Origin of the sequence: Pseudomonas sp. PSE1(2024), from assembly GCF_050990555.1 — a bacterium.
Taxonomy (GTDB): Bacteria; Pseudomonadota; Gammaproteobacteria; order Pseudomonadales; family Pseudomonadaceae; genus Aquipseudomonas; species Aquipseudomonas aphyarum.
On record NZ_CP158967.1, the window covers coordinates 5,526,806 to 5,542,947 of the forward strand.

Genomic DNA, 16,142 nt, shown 5'->3' on the forward strand with positions numbered 1-16,142 from the left:
TGTTTCTTTCGACTTAAGTTGCCATTTATGCTCAAACGCCTTGCCTGGCTGGCGCTGTGTGTCTGCGCCCCGCTGTCCGCCGCGCCTCACATTGACCCTCAACGTTTGCAGCAACTGGCCAACGACCGCTTCTGGATTTCCCTCGGTCATTACGAAACCGCCAAGCTCGGAGGCTGGCGCAGCTACGTCAGCGACAAAAAATTCTTTCTTGCCGCCGACGGCAACGAACACCCCGACCATGAACTGGCGGCCACCGTGCAAGCGCTGTACGCCCCCGCCAGTCTCGGTGAGCAACACGCCCAGTGCGTCTACCCGGCACGCACCCGCTGGTTGAAGGATCAACTCAACTTGACCGATCTGCCGACGCCGGACTGCGCCGAATTCAAGAAGTGGTTCAAGGACGTCTCGCCCCACAGCGCGGTGATGATTTTCCCGGCGGCCTACCTCAACAGCCCGTCGTCGATGTTCGGCCACACCCTGCTGCGCATCGACCAGGCTGACGTGCAGAGCGACAAGACTTCGCTGCTCAGTTACGCGATCAACTTTGGCGCCTACATCGAAGGTTCGGACAACAGCATTCTTTACGCCTGGAAAGGCCTGATGGGCGGCTATCCGGGGCTGTTCGCGCTGGTGCCCTATCAGGAAAAACTTTCGGAATACCGCAGTCTGGAAAACCGCGACCTGTGGGAGTACCGGCTCAATCTGACGCAAGCCGAAACCGCGCGGATGGTCGAGCATGTGTGGGAGTTGAAGCAGATCCAGTTCGACTACTTCTTCTTCGATGAAAACTGCTCCTATCGCCTGCTCGAACTGTTGCAGGTGGCGCGCCCGAGCCTGCGCCTGACCGAACAATTCCCGCTGACCGCGATCCCGACCGACACCGTCAAAGCGGTGAAAGAAGCCGGGCTGGTCGAACACATCGAATACCGCCCGTCCCGCGAGCGCGAACTGCTCAGCCGCGCCGAGCCCTTGAGCGGCGAAGAACAGGACTGGGTGCTGAAAGTCAGCGCCGATCAACAGCAATTGCAGGATCCGGTTTTCAAGGCCCTGCCCCGCGACCGGCAAGCGCTGATCATCGACGCCGCGTATCGGCTGGAGCGCTACCGCGCCAACGGCCAGGAACGTGATCCACAGCGAGCGCAGCGCAGTTTCGAACTGCTGCGGGCGATCAACAAGAACCCGGCGCCGGAGCTGCAAATTCCACAACCGGGCCTGCCGGAAGACGGCCACGAATCGCGCACCTGGCAAGCCGGTCTCGGCACGCGCGGTGACCGCGCATTCGGCGAGTACGGCTTGCGCATGGCCTATCACGACCTCAACGACAACGCCGAGAGTTTCCCCCTCGGCGCACAGATCGAAATCCTGCAGATGAAGCTGCGCCAGTACGAAGGCAATCACTGGCAGTTCCAGCAGCTGGATCTGGCGACCATTCGCTCGCTGACGCCGCGCAATGCGCTGTTGCAGCCGCTGTCGTGGCAAGTCACCGGCGGTCTCGAACGCGTACCGGGCAAGCATGATGACGAGACGCTGGTCAGCCATGTCAACGGTGGCGGTGGCGGCACCTGGGCGCTGGGTGACGATGTGCTGGGGTTCGCCCTCGGCACGGTGCGCGTTGAACACAACAATGATTTCGCCGAGTTCGTTTCCCCCGCAGGCGGTTTCAATACCGGCGTATTGTGGAAAAACCCGCTGGGCAATCTCAGCCTGGAGGCCAAAGGCGATTACTTTTTCAATGGTGAAGTGCGCCGTAGCCTGAGTCTGAACCAGCAATGGGAATTGTCGCGCAACCTCGGCCTGCGCCTGAGCGCCCAGCGCGAGTTCAGCCATCTGGCCACGCCGGAGACCGAGGTGATGCTGGAAGTGAAGTGGTATCACTACTGATCCCGAACATTTCCCTGAACCTGTGGGAGCGGGCTTGCCCGCGATAGCGAATGATCAGTCAACAGAGATGTTGAGTCTGATGGCCTCATCGCGGGCAAGCCCGCTCCCACAGGGATCTCCACTGGTTAACGAATTACTTACAGGCCTTTCACCAAAGCCCGACGAATCATCTTCTAGACTTTCCCCATAAGCCGGAAAACCGGCCCGGGAGAGTGTGATGTGGCGGTGTGCGGTTTTTGCGGGCGTGTTGCTGTTGCTGGGTGGCTGTCAGAGCACCCACGAAGATCTGATTGCCAAGGGTTATCCACCGGCGTTCGCCGACGGGTTCGATGACGGTTGCATCAGCGGTCGGCAGGCGGCCGGTTCGATCAGCGGCGAGTTTCGCAAGAACGTGCCGCGCTATCTCAAGGACAAGCAATACGCCGAAGGCTGGAGCGACGGCTTCCGCCAGTGTCAGGCGATGCTGGAAAACAAGGATCGCGAACAGTATCGCAACGAGCACTGGGACGAGCGCGAGCGCGCCTGGCAGCAGGAAAAGGATCAGGGCGCAGCGCGGGCTTATCGTTCGCAGTAGGTCGTTTCCAGACATCCAGCGAAACCTTTTGCCTGCGACCATGGCCCAACGGTTGTAACAGGAGCCCATCATGAGTCGCGCCTTCGTCAACGAAGACAACGCCGCTGCGCAAGCCGATCAGCCGGTCGAACGGCAGGTCAGCACACAGCCCAATTACGTCACGCCGCAAGGCCTTGCCCAGTTGCAGGCGAAAGTCGCCGAACTGCAAACCCTGCACGCCGAACAGTCCGCCAAGGGCGAACAGGCCGACAAGCAGCGGCTGGCCGATCTCGAACGGGATTTGCGTTATTTCAATCAACGGGTCGGCAGCGCTCAAGTAGCCCCGTCCCCGACGTCGAACGACAAGGTGCAGATCGGCAGTTGGGTGACCTACGCCGACGAACACGACACCGAGCGCCGGGTGCAACTGGTCGGCGAGGATCAGGCCGATGCGGCCAACGGTCTGATCAACTGGGCCTCACCGCTGGGCCGTGCGCTGCTTGGCGCGCGGCTCAACGATGAAGTGCTGTGGCAGCGTCCGGCCGGCGATCAACTGATCGAAGTGATCCGCATCGAGCGTTCTTAAACTACGCCTTGCGCCAGCATCGCGTCGGCGACTTTGACGAAGCCGGCGATGTTCGCGCCTTTGACGTAGTTGATCCGGCCGTTTTCCTCACCGTAATGCACGCAGGCGTGGTGAATCGACTGCATGATCCCGTGCAGCTTGCTGTCCACCTCGCCGCCCGTCCACAGCAGGCGCATGGCGTTCTGCGACATCTCCAGACCGCTGACCGCCACGCCGCCGGCATTCGAGGCCTTGCCCGGCGCGAACAGAATGCCGGCCTCGATAAAGATATCCACAGCATTGAGGGTGGTCGGCATGTTGGCGCCTTCTGCTACGCAGAAGCAGCCGTTGCGCAGCAAGGTGCGGGCGGATTCGGCGTCGAGTTCGTTCTGGGTGGCGCAAGGCAACGCGATATCGCACGGCAACGACCATGGCAGTTGACCGGCGCGGAACTCCAGGCCGAAGGCGGAAGCCAATTCGCTGATCCGTCCGCGCTTGACGTTCTTCAGTTCCAGCAGCGCCAGCCACTGTTCTTCGCTCAGGCCCGCCTCGCAATACAGCGTGCCTTCGGAGTCAGACAGGGAAATTACCTTGCCGCCCAGATCCATCACTTTGCGAGCCGCGTATTGCGCAACGTTGCCGGAACCGGAGATCGCCACGCGTTTGCCTTCGACGCTCTGCTCGCGGCGCTTGAGCATTTCCTCGGCGAAATACACACAACCGAAACCGGTGGCTTCCGGACGGATCAGGCTGCCGCCGTAGGTCATGCCCTTGCCGGTCAGCACGCTGGTGAACTGGTTGCTCAGGCGTTTGTATTGGCCGAACAGGAATCCGATCTCCCGTGCGCCGACACCGATATCCCCGGCCGGCACGTCCACGTCGGCACCGATGTGGCGGTACAGCTCGCTCATGAACGCCTGGCAGAAACGCATGACTTCGGCGTCGCTCTTGCCCTTCGGATCGAAGTCCGAACCGCCCTTGCCGCCGCCCATGGGCAACGAGGTCAGGGAGTTCTTGAAGGTCTGTTCGAAGGCGAGGAATTTCAGCACACCCATGTTCACCGAAGGGTGGAAGCGCAAGCCGCCCTTGTACGGGCCGATGGCGCTGTTCATCTGGATGCGGAAACCGCGATTGACCTGGACCTTGCCCTGATCGTCGACCCACGACACACGGAACACCACCGCCCGCTCCGGCTCGCAAATGCGCTCCAGAATCCCGGAGGTCAGATAGTGCGGATTGGCTTCGAGAAACGGCCACAGGCTGCGCAGGACTTCTTCGACGGCCTGGTGGAATTCGGGTTGATCCGGATCGCGCTTTTTCAGACGCGCGAGGAAGGATTCGACGGATTCGATCATGGGAAAAGTCTCGGCAAATTTGTTGTCGTTGGAGGAGATTGAGCCGGACTGTAACAAACGATATGTACACAGCAACAGACAAAAATGTCGCATTTATGAAAACAAATAGTACACACGCTATAAAACAGTCTGCATTGCAGGCAAAAAAAAGCGGAGCCCGAAGGCCCCGCTTTTTCATGCAACCAACCTGTTATCAGGCCAGTTTCTTGTGGCGTACCCGGTGTGGCTGGGCCGCTGCTTCGCCGAGGCGCTTTTTGCGATCGGCTTCGTACTCGGTGTAGTTGCCCTCGAAGAACACGGCTTGCGAGTCGTCTTCGTACGCCAGGATGTGAGTCGCGACGCGGTCAAGGAACCACCGATCGTGAGAGATCACAATGGCGGCGCCCGGGAAGTCCAGCAGGGCTTCTTCCAGGGAACGCAGGGTTTCAACGTCGAGGTCGTTGGACGGTTCGTCGAGCAGCAGGACGTTGCCGCCCTCCTTCAGGGTCAGCGCCAGGTGCAGACGACCGCGCTCACCACCGGACAGGTCCTTGACGAACTTCTGCTGATCGCCGCCCTTGAAGTTGAAGCGACCGACGTAGGTACGCGACGGGATCTCGTAGTTGCCGATACGGATCTGGTCGGAACCATCGGAGATCTGCTGGAACACGGTCTTGCTGCCGTCCAGGTCTTCGCGGCTCTGGTCAACGCAGGCCAGTTGCACGGTTTCGCCGATCTCGATGCTGCCGGAATCCGGGGTTTCCTTGCCCATCAGCATGCGGAACAGGGTCGACTTACCGGCACCGTTACCGCCGATCACGCCGACGATGGCGCCTTTGGGCATCGAGAAGGACAGGTTGTCGATCAGGACGCGATCGCCGTAGCCCTTGGTGACGTTCTTGAACTCGATGACCTTGTCACCCAGGCGCGGACCGGCCGGGATGTAGATCTCGTTGGTTTCCGAACGCTTCTGGAATTCCTGCGACTGCATTTCTTCGAAGCGTTGCAGACGAGCCTTGGATTTCGACTGGCGGGCCTTGGCGCCTTTGCGCACCCACTCCAGTTCTTCCTTCATGGCTTTTTCGTGGGCCGATTGCTGCTTGGATTCCTGGGCCAGACGATCGGACTTGGCTTCCAGCCAACCCGAGTAGTTGCCCTCGTAAGGAATGCCCGCGCCGCGGTCGAGTTCCAGAATCCAGCCGGCGACGTTGTCCAGGAAGTAACGGTCGTGCGTGATCGCTACCACAGTGCCTGGGAAGTCGTGCAGGAAGTGTTCGAGCCACGCAACGGAGTCGGCGTCCAGGTGGTTGGTCGGTTCGTCGAGCAGCAGCATGTCCGGGGCGGACAGCAGCAGACGGCACAGGGCCACACGACGTTTTTCACCACCGGACAGGTGTTCGACCTTGGCGTCCCAGGCCGGCAGACGCAGCGCATCGGCGGCAACTTCCAGCTGGCGCTCCAGGTTGTGACCGTCGCTGGCCTGCAGGATGGCTTCGAGCTTGGCCTGTTCGGCGGCCAGCTTGTCGAAGTCGGCATCCGGGTCGGCGTAGGCAGCGTAGACCTCGTCCAGACGCGCTTGCGCATCCTTGATCACGCTGACCGCTTCCTCGACCACTTCACGCACGGTCTTGGTCGGATCCAGTTGCGGCTCTTGCGGCAGGTAACCGATGTTCAGTTCCGGCATCGGGCGCGCTTCGCCTTCGAACTCGGTGTCGACGCCGGCCATGATTTTCAGCAGCGTGGATTTACCCGAACCGTTGAGGCCGAGTACGCCGATCTTGGCGCCGGGGAAGAAAGACAGCGAAATGTTTTTCAGGATTTCCCGCTTCGGCGGAACAACTTTGCCCAGCCGATGCATGGTGAAGACGTATTGAGCCATGGAGAACCTTGGGTCAGTGACAGATGAATGATTGGAGCGCAGGCGATGCCCGGCCAGACCATGCGCGTCGTTCACTTGATGGTGATCAATGCGTGCGCGCTGAAAAAAGTCTGATTCTAGGAGCTGGAACGCTCCCGCGTAACCGGCAAAGCTACCTTAATGACCGATGGCAGTCCAGCCGAGCGGGGCTGGCACTTCGCCACAACTCAAGGCATGCTAGCCGCCTCTTGGGCGTCCGGCTTATAGTGCACGTCGCGCCAGTCCAGCCAGACCGCAGGATTTCAGCTTGTCCAACGTCACTCCGCCAGCCTCTGTGAGCAGCACCCAACCGGCGCCCGGCTCGTCCCTGCGCGGAACATTGAAAGGCGCGCTGGCGACACTGGTGCTGTTGCTGCTCGCGCTGCTGTTCTGGCAGCTGCTCGATCAATTGCGCGAAACCCAGAAAAACCAGCGTCAGTACACCATCGACTACACCGCCGACCTCGCTGCTCAGGTCAGCCTGAACATGGCGCTGAACGCGCAGATCGCCCTCAATCTGCTACCGATCGTCGAACAGCCCCAGTCGGCCGACGAACAGCAGGCGCTGCTGCGCAAGCTTCAGCAATCGCTGCCCGACCTGCGCAGCCTGGCGCTGCTCAGCCCGTCCGGCAAAATCCTCAGCGACAGCGCCACTGACAGCCACGACGCCGATTACCTCAGCGATCTGGTTCGCCGCAGTCGCGCTCAAGCCCATTACTTCAGTAACGCCGACGACGGTTCGGTGGTGCATCTGTTGCTGCATCAGGCCAGCGGCAGCACGCGCGGTTACTGGGCGCTGCGCCTGACACCGACCTTCTTCGACGCACTGACCAAACAGGGCGAAGCCGGTATCCGTCCGCTGTGGCTGGTGGAAAACCGCGTCAACCATCAGATCATCAGCCGCGACGAAGCCCTGCCGTCCGCCAAGACCAGCACCCTGACCCCGGACGATCTGGCCAACAGCGTGCTGACCGTGCCGCTGAGCAGCAGCGACTGGCAACTGCGTGGCCTGTTCGACCGCCAGCATGTGCTCGAACAACTGCTGCCGGCGTTCATCGGCAAATGCCTGTTGGGCCTGGCGCTCTCGCTGCTGCCGTTTATCGCGTTGCTCAACATGCGCCGCCGTCAGCGTCAGGTGCATGAAGGGCGTCGGCGTTATCAGGATATTTTCGAAGGCACCGGCGTGGCGTTGTGCGTGCTGGATCTTTCGGGGCTCAAGCAGGTTTTCGAAAAGGCCCAGATCCAGACCAGCGACCAGCTCAAGGCCTGGCTCGACCAGCCCGCGCAGCGCCAGCAATTGCTCCACGAGCTGCGGGTGACCGAGGTCAACCAGGTCGCGTTGCAACTGCTCAACGTCAATTCCTGCGACCACGCCTGGCAACTGTTGATCGACGGTCAGCCGCACAGTCAGTGCGCTATCGGCAATCAGGTACTCGACGCCGTGCTCCAGCAGCAAAAGCAGCTGGAACTGGAAATCAAGCTGCCGGACATCAATGGCCGCGACCAGCACCTGTGGCTGGTGCTGCGCCTGCCGCAGGAACAGCACGACTACAAGGCCGTAATCCTGAGCATCAACGACATCACCAGCCGCAAGCTGATCGAGCTGTCGCTGCTGGAGCGCGAAGGTTTCTGGTCGGACGTGGTGCGTACCGTGCCGGATCATCTGTACGTGCAGGACGTGATCAGCCAGCGGATGATCTTCAGCAACCACCACCTCGGCCAGACCCTCGGTTACAACCGCACCGAACTGCACCAGATGGGCGAGTACTTCTGGGAAATCCTCCTGCACCCGGAAGACGCCGACTATTACCACCGCTCGCGGCAGATGCAGCGTCACGCCGGTTACAGTCAGCTGCTGCAATGCCAGCTGCGCTTCCGCCATCGCGACGGCAAGTGGCGGCGCTTCGACATTCGCGAACAGGCGCTGGCCCGGGACAAGCACGATCAGGTCACGCGGATCATCGGCGTGGCCAAGGACATCACCGAGCAGATCGAAGCCAGCGAATCGTTGCGCGACAGCGAACAACGCTACCGGATGCTCGCCGAAAGCATCAGCGACGTGATTTTCTCCACCGACAGCCAGCTGTCGCTGAACTACGTCAGCCCGTCGGTGCAGGCGGTGCTGGGCTATGACGCCGAATGGATTTTCCAGAACGGCTGGCAGTCGACCATCGCCAACCCGCAGCAACTGAGCGGCATCTATCACCTGATGGATCGGGTCAGCAAAGCCTTGGGCAAACCCGAGCAACTGGTGATTTTGCGCAGCCAGGTGCAGACCCAGATGTTCCTGTTCGACTGCCTGCGCGCCGACGGTCGCAAGATCCCGATCGAACTGCGTCTGGTGCTGGTGTGGGACGAACACGGCGCCTTCGAAGGCGTGCTCGGGGTGGGTCGCGACATCAGCCAGCAGCGCCGCGCCGAGAAAGACCTGCGCATGGCGGCCACGGTATTCGAGCACTCGACCTCGGCGATCCTGATCACCGACCCGGCCGGTTACATTGTCCAGGCCAACGAGGCGTTCAGCCGGGTCAGCGGCTACGCGGTGAGCGAAGTGCTCGACCAGTTGCCGAACATGCTGACCGTCGACGAACAGCAGGACGCGCACCTGCGCTACGTGCTCAAGCAGTTGCATCAGCACAGCACCTGGGAAGGTGAAGTCTGGCTCAAACGCCGCAACGGCGAGCACTACCCGGCGTGGGTCGGCATCACCGCCGTGCTCGATGACGAGGGCGATCTGGCCAGTTACGTGTGCTTCTTCAGCGACATCAGCGAGCGCAAGGCCAGCGAGCAGCGGATTCACCGCCTCGCCTACTACGACGCCCTGACCCACCTGCCAAACCGCACGCTGTTCCAGGATCGTCTGCACACCGCGCTGCAATCGGCCGAGCGGCAGAAGTCGTGGGTGGTGCTGATGTTCCTCGACCTCGACCGATTCAAACCGATCAACGACTCCCTCGGCCACGCCGCCGGCGACCGCATGCTCAAGGACATGGCCACGCGATTGCTGGCCTGTGTCGACGATGACGACACCGTGGCGCGGATGGGCGGCGACGAATTCACCCTGTTGCTGCAACACCGCTCCAGCCGCGAGATGGCGCTGAACCGCGCGATCCACGTGGCCGAGCAGATTCTTGCCAGTCTGGTGCGACCGTTCGTGCTGGAAGGTCGCGAGTTCTTCGTCACCGCCAGTATCGGCATCGCCCTGAGCCCACAGGACGGCAACGAACTCAGCCAGTTGATGAAGAACGCCGACACCGCGATGTACCACGCCAAGGAGCGCGGCAAGAACAACTTCCAGTTCTATCAGGCCGACATGAACGCCAGTGCGCTGGAGCGTCTGGAGCTGGAAAGCGATCTGCGCCACGCCCTCGAGCAAAACGAATTCGTGCTGTATTACCAGCCGCAGTTCAGCGGCGACGGCAAACGCCTGACCGGCGCCGAAGCGCTGCTGCGCTGGCGTCATCCGCGTCGCGGGCTGGTGCCGCCGGGAGATTTCATTCCGGTGCTCGAAGAGCTCGGGCTGGTGGTAGACGTCGGCGACTGGGTCATCAGCGAGGCCTGTCGCCAGCTCAAGACCTGGCACCAGAGCCGCGTGCGCGTGCCGAAGGTCTCGGTGAACATTTCCGCCCGGCAGTTCTCCGACGGCCAGCTCGGCACGCGGATCGCCACCATCCTCAAGGAAACCGGCCTGCCGCCGGCGTGCCTGGAGCTGGAACTGACCGAAAGTATCCTGATGCGCGAAGTCAGCGAAGCGATGCAGATCCTTGCCGGCCTGAAAAACCTCGGTTTAAGCATCGCGGTAGACGACTTCGGCACCGGTTACTCGTCGCTGAACTACCTGAAGCAATTCCCGATCGACGTGCTGAAGATCGACCGCACCTTCGTCGACGGCCTGCCGTCCGGCGAGCAGGACGCGCAGATCGCCCGGGCGATCATCGCCATGGCCCACAGCCTGAATCTGGCAGTGATCGCCGAGGGCGTGGAAACCCATGAGCAACTGGACTTCCTGCGCGAGCATGGCTGCGACGAGGTTCAGGGTTATCTGTTCGGCCGGCCGATGCCGGCGGGACGGTTCGAGGCGCAGTTCAGCAATGATGCGCTGTTCATGTTCGACTGATTTTTTGCGGTGCTGCTCATGACGCCTTCGCGAGCAAGCCCGCTCCCACAGTGGACCGCATTTTTCCTGAAGAAACCGGGTTAAATGTGGGAGCGGGCTTGCTCGCGAAAGGGCCGGTACAGACGCTGGAAAAATCTGCGGTGCAGCCATCGCCAGCAGGCTTGCTCCCACAGGGCCTTGCTGTGGATCAGTATTCTCCGGTTGAAACGCGGCCATTGTGAGGCCTTCAAAAGCACCGCACATCTGTCATGAACGCCACTTGTCTGCGACATGATGTCGTTTCATATGCCATCCAAAACCCGATGGGTTAGAATGCCCCCCTTTTCTGCCCCCGATCCTTGAGGACCGCCATGTTCAGCCGTGATTTGACTATTGCCAAGTACGACGCCGATCTTTTTGCCGCCATGGAGCAAGAAGCCCAGCGCCAGGAAGAACACATCGAGCTGATCGCTTCGGAGAACTACACCAGCCCAGCGGTGATGGAAGCTCAAGGCTCGGTACTGACCAACAAGTACGCCGAAGGCTACCCGGGCAAGCGCTACTACGGTGGTTGCGAGTACGTCGACGTTGTTGAGCAACTGGCCATCGACCGCGCGAAGGAACTGTTCGGCGCCGACTACGCCAACGTTCAGCCGCACGCTGGCTCCCAAGCCAACGCCGCTGTCTACCTGGCCCTGCTGTCGGCCGGTGACACCATTCTGGGCATGAGCCTGGCTCACGGCGGTCACCTGACCCACGGCGCCAGCGTTTCCTCCTCCGGCAAGCTGTACAACGCCATCCAATACGGCATCGACGCCAACGGCCTGATCGACTACGACGAAGTCGAGCGTCTGGCGGTTGAACACAAACCGAAAATGATCGTGGCCGGTTTCTCTGCCTACTCGCAGATTCTGGACTTCCCGCGCTTCCGCGAAATCGCTGACAAGGTTGGCGCCTACCTGTTCGTCGACATGGCTCACGTGGCCGGTCTGGTCGCCGCTGGCGTCTACCCGAACCCGGTTCCGTTCGCTGACGTCGTGACCACCACCACCCACAAGACCCTGCGCGGTCCACGTGGTGGCCTGATCCTGGCCAAGGCCAACGCCGACATCGAGAAGAAGCTGAACTCCGCCGTATTCCCGGGCGCCCAGGGTGGCCCGCTGGAGCACGTGATCGCCGCCAAAGCGATCTGCTTCAAGGAAGCACTGCAGCCTGAGTTCAAGGCTTACCAGCAACAAGTGGTGAAAAACGCCCAGGCCATGGCCGGCGTGTTCATCGAGCGCGGTTTCGACGTGGTTTCCGGCGGTACTGAAAACCACCTGTTCCTGCTGTCGCTGATCAAGCAGGAAATCTCCGGTAAAGACGCCGACGCCGCTCTGGGCAAAGCGTTCATCACCGTGAACAAGAACTCCGTGCCAAACGACCCACGCTCCCCGTTCGTCACCTCCGGCCTGCGCTTCGGTACTCCGGCTGTGACCACTCGTGGCTTCAAAGAGGCTGAGTGCAAAGAGCTGGCCGGCTGGATCTGCGACATCCTGGCTGACCTGAACAACGAAGCAGTGATCGACGCCGTTCGTGAGAAAGTCAAAGCCATCTGCAAGAAACTGCCGGTATACGGCGCTTAATTGCGACGTTAAACCCGCAGCTGAAAAACCGGCCAAGTGATTGGCCGGTTTTTTTTCGTCCGCAAAAAAGTTTCGGACTGTGAATGGCTCAAGATCGGGGCCTTGCACCCAACTGGTCAGACCGGTCATGCCAATTCGTCATTTTTCACTTGCGATCCGTAAAAAACAGCGCCTAGACTGCACCCGCACTGGACATACCGGTAAGACCACAATAATTAAGTCCTGAATCTGATGCGCCCCGCGCACGGCAGCCAGGACACCGACCAGGATTCCTCCCATGCTCAGATGGTGCTCGCGTTCAATCTTCCTCCAAGTAGTTCTCGGACTGGTGCTCGGCATCGTCTGCGGGCTGACCCTTCCTGAATACTCGGCCCAGCTCAAACCGCTCGGCGACGGTTTCATCAAACTGATCAAGATGCTCATCGGCCTGATCGTGTTCTGCGTGGTGGTCAGCGGCATCAGCGGCGCCGGCGACCTGAAGAAGGTCGGGCGCATCGGCCTCAAGTCGGTGATCTACTTCGAAGTGCTGACCACCATCGCCCTGGTGATCGGTCTGGTGTTCGCGTTCAGCACCGGGATCGGCAGCGGCGCCAACATCCATCTGGAGCAGCTGTCCGCCGCCGACATGGGCGACATCGCCGAACGCGGCCAGCACATGCACACTACCACCCAGTTCCTGATGGACCTGATCCCGACCTCGGTACTCGGCGCCTTCGCCGATAACAATATCCTCCAGGTGCTGCTGTTCTCGGTGCTGTTCGGCAGCGCGTTGAATCTGGTGGGCGAAGCGGCTTCCGGGATCTCGCGGCTGATCAACGAACTGAGCCATGTGATCTTCCGGATCATGGGCATGATCGTGCGTCTGGCGCCGATCGGCGTGTTCGGCGCCATCGCCTTCACCACCAGCAAATATGGCCTCGACTCCCTGCAACACCTGGGCAGCCTGGTCGGTTTGTTCTACCTGACCTGCATCGCCTTCGTCGCGCTGATTCTCGGTCTGGTGATGCGTCTTTCCGGTCTGCGCATGTGGCCGTTGCTCAAGTACCTGCGTGAAGAGCTGCTGATCGTCATGGGCACCGCCTCCTCCGATGCCGTGCTGCCGCAGATCATGCGCAAGCTTGAACATCTGGGCATCGGCAGCTCGACCGTCGGGCTGGTGATTCCGACCGGTTACTCGTTCAACCTCGACGGTTTTTCGATCTACCTGACCCTGGCCATCGTGTTCATCGCCAACGCCACCGGCACGCCGCTGGCCATGACCGATCTGCTGACGATTCTGTTGGTGTCGCTGATTACCTCCAAAGGCGCCCACGGCATTCCGGGGTCGGCGCTGGTGATTCTCGCGGCCACGCTGACGGCCATCCCGGCGATTCCGGTGGTCGGCCTAGTTTTGGTGCTGGCGGTGGACTGGTTCATGGGCATCGGCCGCGCGCTGACCAACCTGATCGGCAACTGCGTCGCCACCGTGGCCATCGCCCGCTGGGAAAAGGACATCGACGTGCAGCGGGCGAACAAGGTGCTCAACGGCGAGCAGGGCTATAACTTTCAGCCGAGAAAAACGGTCGCTCAAGCGGCGGCCAAAGAATTCTGAATGAGCGCCGTGCCTGCGCCAATGCAGGCACGGCTCATGGAGCGAACACGTGATAACTACATCAACCGTCGTCAACTCAGTGGTGGAAAAACTCCGGGCCGCGCTGGCCCGTGGTCAGTGGCGCTCCGGCGAGATGCTGCCGGGCCAGCGTGAACTGGCCGAACAACTGGGCATCAGCCGACCGAGCCTGCGCGAAGCGGTGATCGTGCTGGAAACCCTCGGCCTGGTGCGCTCGATGCCGGGCAAGGGCGTGGTGGTGCTCGACGCCCAGGCCAGTGACAGTCAAAGCCACGACAGCGCAGTGGCCGGCGCCAGCCTCGAAGACGTGCTGCAACTGCGCTACACCCTCGAACCGTTCATCGTTGGTCTGGTGGCGCAGTCGATCAGCAGCAAGGAAGTCGGGCAGTTGCGCCTGACCCTGATGGACATGCGCGAAGCCCTCGAAGCGGGCGACAGCGAGGCCGGGGTCAGCGCCTACATCGCGTTCCACGAAGAACTGTTCACCCTGACCTCGAACCCGATTTTCCAGAGCGTGGTGCAACAGACTAGCAATGCCCTCAAGCAAAGCGCCGAAGTCCTGCGCAATTCGCCGGAGCACCTGGCCGAACGCCTTGAGGAAAACGAAGCCGTGGTGCGCGCGATCCGCAGCAAGAACAGCGCTCAGGCCAGCGCCGAAATGCGCCGGCACATTTTGCGTGAGGGCCAGCGGATGGGCATCGAGCTGAATATTCCGGATGACAACCTGAGCCACTGAAACGCCTCACACTGGAGACCGGCCATGAACAGTCTTGCCACGCCGTCGCACCCTCGCCCGACCTCGGCGGCCCTGCCCTTCTCCCGCCTGCACGCGCCGGTGGACGATCTGTATCCGCGCCTGTTCGACGCAATCCTCGAGCAACGCATCGATGCCGCCAGCCGTTTCACCGAAGAAAGTCTCAAGCAGATGTTCGGCGTCAGCCGCGCTGATGTGCGTCGGGTGCTGACCCAGCTGTCCCACGAACAGATCATCGTGCTGCGGGCCAACCACCGACCGCGAGTGGCCGCGCCGGATGCCGAGCAGACACGTCAGGCCCTGCACGCCCGGCGTCTGGCCGAGAACACGCTGGTGCGATTGGCTTGTCAGCATGCGCAGGCTGAAGATCTGAAGCGCCTGCGAGCGTTGATCGAACGCGAACGCCAGGCTGTGGATAAAGATCGGCGCGGGGCGGCGATTCGGCTGTCCGGGGAGTTTCATTTGCAGGTAGCGAAAATGGCGCGCAATGCACCGTTGGCGCATTTTCTCGGCACGTTGGTGCCGCTGACCTCACTGGCGATTGCGCGATGCACTGAAACCACGCACAGCTGTTGCGGCTGGCAAGATCACGCCCGGATCGTCGAGGCGATCGAGCGTGATGACGCTGCCGAGGCGGTGTCGCTGATGAACCGTCATCTGGATCACCTGGAGCAGGCACTGCTGGTTTCAGAGTCTGGATATTGTGTTGCTGGTTAGAACGCCTTCGCGAGCAAGCCCGCTCCCACAATGAACTGCATTCTTCCTGACAGAATGCGATCTATTGTGGGAGCGGGCTTGCTCGCGAAGAGGCCCTTCGAGCCTCCACAAACTCAGTTTTGCTGTGCAACCACCCGAGCAAACCCCGCCCGGATTTTCTCTTCCGGCAAATCGTCGGCGATAAACACGATCACGCTTTCCCGCGTCTCGCCCTCGGCCCACTCGGTGTCCCAGTCGAAGCCGTAGAGCTTCAGCACGCCCTGGAATACCAGCCGCCGATCTTCGCCCGCGATGTTCAACACGCCCTTGTAGCGCAGCAATTGCTTGCCGTGCTCTTCCAGCAGTTCATTCATGAATTCGCTGAGCTGATCGATATCCAGCGGCTGATCGGTACGCAGCACCAGACTGGAAATCCGGTCGATGGACGGCGCCTTGCTCGCGGGCCGCAAGCTCACCCCGCCGCCGAGATCGGCATTCAGGTTGAAACCGCGCACATCGAGCAATTCAGCCAGATCGATGTTGCCGTGTTCGACCACGCGGATCGGTGCGCGGCGGTTGATGCGGGTCAGTCGTTCGCTGAGCGCCGTGAAGGCAGCCTCGTCCACCAGATCGGTCTTGCTCACCAGCAAGCGGTCGGCAAAACCGATCTGCGCCTGGGCGATGGTCTGGGTCAGGTGCAGCTCGGCGTGGGCCGCGTCGACGAGGGTGATGATGCCGTCGAGCAGGTAACGCTCGCGCAGTTCTTCGTCGATGAAAAAGGTCTGTGCCACCGGGGCCGGGTCGGCCAGGCCGGTGCATTCGATGACCAGCCGATCGAAGGCGATTTCGCCGCTGTCCAGCCGTTCGAGCAGCAGATACAGAGCCTTGGTCAAATCGGTGTGGATGGTGCAGCAGACGCAGCCGTTGGCCAGGGTCATGACTTGCACCGGCTCGTCGCCCAGCAATTGGGTGTCGATGCCGGCGTCGCTGAATTCGTTTTCGATCACGGCGATTTTCAGGCCGTGCTCGGCTTTCAACAGATGGCGCAGCAAGGTGGTCTTGCCGGCGCCGAGGAAACCGCTGAGCACCGTTACAGGTATTGGAGAAGACAACATCGATCCCCTTCACAAAA

11 protein-coding genes are annotated in these 16,142 nt (G+C 61.2%); 8 read left to right on the forward strand and 3 right to left on the reverse strand.

Going from position 1 to position 16,142, the window contains the following annotated elements:
* The first annotated feature begins 27 nt into the window (after positions 1–27).
* The 3 genes from ABTV87_RS25160 (at position 28) to ABTV87_RS25170 (ending at position 3,020) form a co-directional block, all read left to right on the forward strand.
* Positions 28–1,881, forward strand: a complete 1,854-nt coding sequence (locus ABTV87_RS25160) for an Lnb N-terminal periplasmic domain-containing protein (RefSeq protein ID WP_375747912.1) — start codon at positions 28–30, stop codon at positions 1,879–1,881.
* Positions 1,882–2,098: 217 nt separating this feature from the next.
* Positions 2,099–2,455 carry a hypothetical protein gene (locus tag ABTV87_RS25165; protein WP_007950973.1) on the forward strand — a complete coding sequence of 119 codons (357 nt, stop codon included), beginning with the start codon at positions 2,099–2,101 and terminating at the stop codon, positions 2,453–2,455.
* 70 nt (positions 2,456–2,525) lie between these two features.
* The gene (locus ABTV87_RS25170; protein WP_433898535.1) at positions 2,526–3,020 is read left to right on the forward strand and encodes a GreA/GreB family elongation factor; all 495 of its coding nucleotides are present in this window, start codon (positions 2,526–2,528) and stop codon (positions 3,018–3,020) included.
* On the opposite strand, the gene gdhA is transcribed toward ABTV87_RS25170, so the two are convergent.
* Both gdhA and ettA read right to left on the reverse strand, forming a co-directional pair.
* Positions 3,017–4,354, reverse strand: coding sequence for an NADP-specific glutamate dehydrogenase (gene gdhA, locus ABTV87_RS25175; RefSeq protein ID WP_221534806.1), 1,338 nt, complete (start codon positions 4,352–4,354; stop codon positions 3,017–3,019). The genes ABTV87_RS25170 and gdhA overlap by 4 nt on opposite strands.
* 193 nt (positions 4,355–4,547) lie before the next feature.
* Entirely contained in the window at positions 4,548–6,212 is a 1,665-nt protein-coding gene (gene ettA, locus ABTV87_RS25180) for an energy-dependent translational throttle protein EttA (protein ID WP_007950976.1), read from the reverse strand.
* Between the two features lie 286 nt (positions 6,213–6,498).
* On the opposite strand from ettA, the gene morA reads away from it, so the two are divergent.
* The 5 genes from morA to ABTV87_RS25205 all read left to right on the forward strand — a co-directional run bounded on the left by morA (position 6,499) and on the right by ABTV87_RS25205 (position 15,031).
* Entirely contained in the window at positions 6,499–10,347 is a 3,849-nt protein-coding gene (gene morA, locus ABTV87_RS25185) for a cyclic di-GMP receptor MorA (RefSeq protein WP_258712334.1), read from the forward strand.
* 350 nt (positions 10,348–10,697) lie between these two features.
* Positions 10,698–11,951: a serine hydroxymethyltransferase gene (gene glyA, locus ABTV87_RS25190; protein ID WP_102716621.1), complete on the forward strand. Its 1,254-nt coding sequence runs from the start codon at positions 10,698–10,700 to the stop codon at positions 11,949–11,951.
* 277 nt (positions 11,952–12,228) lie between these two features.
* Positions 12,229–13,542 (forward strand): C4-dicarboxylate transporter DctA, encoded by a 1,314-nt coding sequence (locus tag ABTV87_RS25195; RefSeq protein ID WP_085608708.1) that lies wholly within the window; start codon positions 12,229–12,231, stop codon positions 13,540–13,542.
* A 49-nt stretch (positions 13,543–13,591) separates the two neighbouring features.
* Positions 13,592–14,296, forward strand: coding sequence for a FadR/GntR family transcriptional regulator (locus ABTV87_RS25200; RefSeq protein WP_007950980.1), 705 nt, complete (start codon positions 13,592–13,594; stop codon positions 14,294–14,296).
* Positions 14,297–14,320: 24 nt separating this feature from the next.
* Positions 14,321–15,031, forward strand: a complete 711-nt coding sequence (locus tag ABTV87_RS25205; RefSeq protein ID WP_433898536.1) for a GntR family transcriptional regulator — start codon at positions 14,321–14,323, stop codon at positions 15,029–15,031.
* 113 nt (positions 15,032–15,144) lie between these two features.
* Here ABTV87_RS25205 and yjiA read toward each other — a convergent pair whose 3' ends face one another.
* Positions 15,145–16,125, reverse strand: coding sequence for a GTPase (gene yjiA / locus ABTV87_RS25210; RefSeq protein WP_433898537.1), 981 nt, complete (start codon positions 16,123–16,125; stop codon positions 15,145–15,147).
* Between the last annotated feature and the right edge of the window lie 17 nt (positions 16,126–16,142).

What these genes read in the sequence shown, in the direction of transcription:
- ABTV87_RS25160 (WP_375747912.1), top strand. Translation starts at nt 28, where the DNA reads ATGCTCAAACGCCTTGCCTGGCTGGCGCTGTGTGTCTGCGCCCCGCTG.
- ABTV87_RS25165 (WP_007950973.1), top strand. Translation starts at nt 2,099, where the DNA reads ATGTGGCGGTGTGCGGTTTTTGCGGGCGTGTTGCTGTTGCTGGGTGGC.
- ABTV87_RS25170 (WP_433898535.1), top strand. Translation starts at nt 2,526, where the DNA reads ATGAGTCGCGCCTTCGTCAACGAAGACAACGCCGCTGCGCAAGCCGAT.
- gdhA (WP_221534806.1), bottom strand. Translation starts at nt 4,354, where the DNA reads ATGATCGAATCCGTCGAATCCTTCCTCGCGCGTCTGAAAAAGCGCGAT.
- ettA (WP_007950976.1), bottom strand. Translation starts at nt 6,212, where the DNA reads ATGGCTCAATACGTCTTCACCATGCATCGGCTGGGCAAAGTTGTTCCG.
- glyA (WP_102716621.1), top strand. Translation starts at nt 10,698, where the DNA reads ATGTTCAGCCGTGATTTGACTATTGCCAAGTACGACGCCGATCTTTTT.
- ABTV87_RS25195 (WP_085608708.1), top strand. Translation starts at nt 12,229, where the DNA reads ATGCTCAGATGGTGCTCGCGTTCAATCTTCCTCCAAGTAGTTCTCGGA.
- ABTV87_RS25205 (WP_433898536.1), top strand. Translation starts at nt 14,321, where the DNA reads ATGAACAGTCTTGCCACGCCGTCGCACCCTCGCCCGACCTCGGCGGCC.
- yjiA (WP_433898537.1), bottom strand. Translation starts at nt 16,125, where the DNA reads ATGTTGTCTTCTCCAATACCTGTAACGGTGCTCAGCGGTTTCCTCGGC.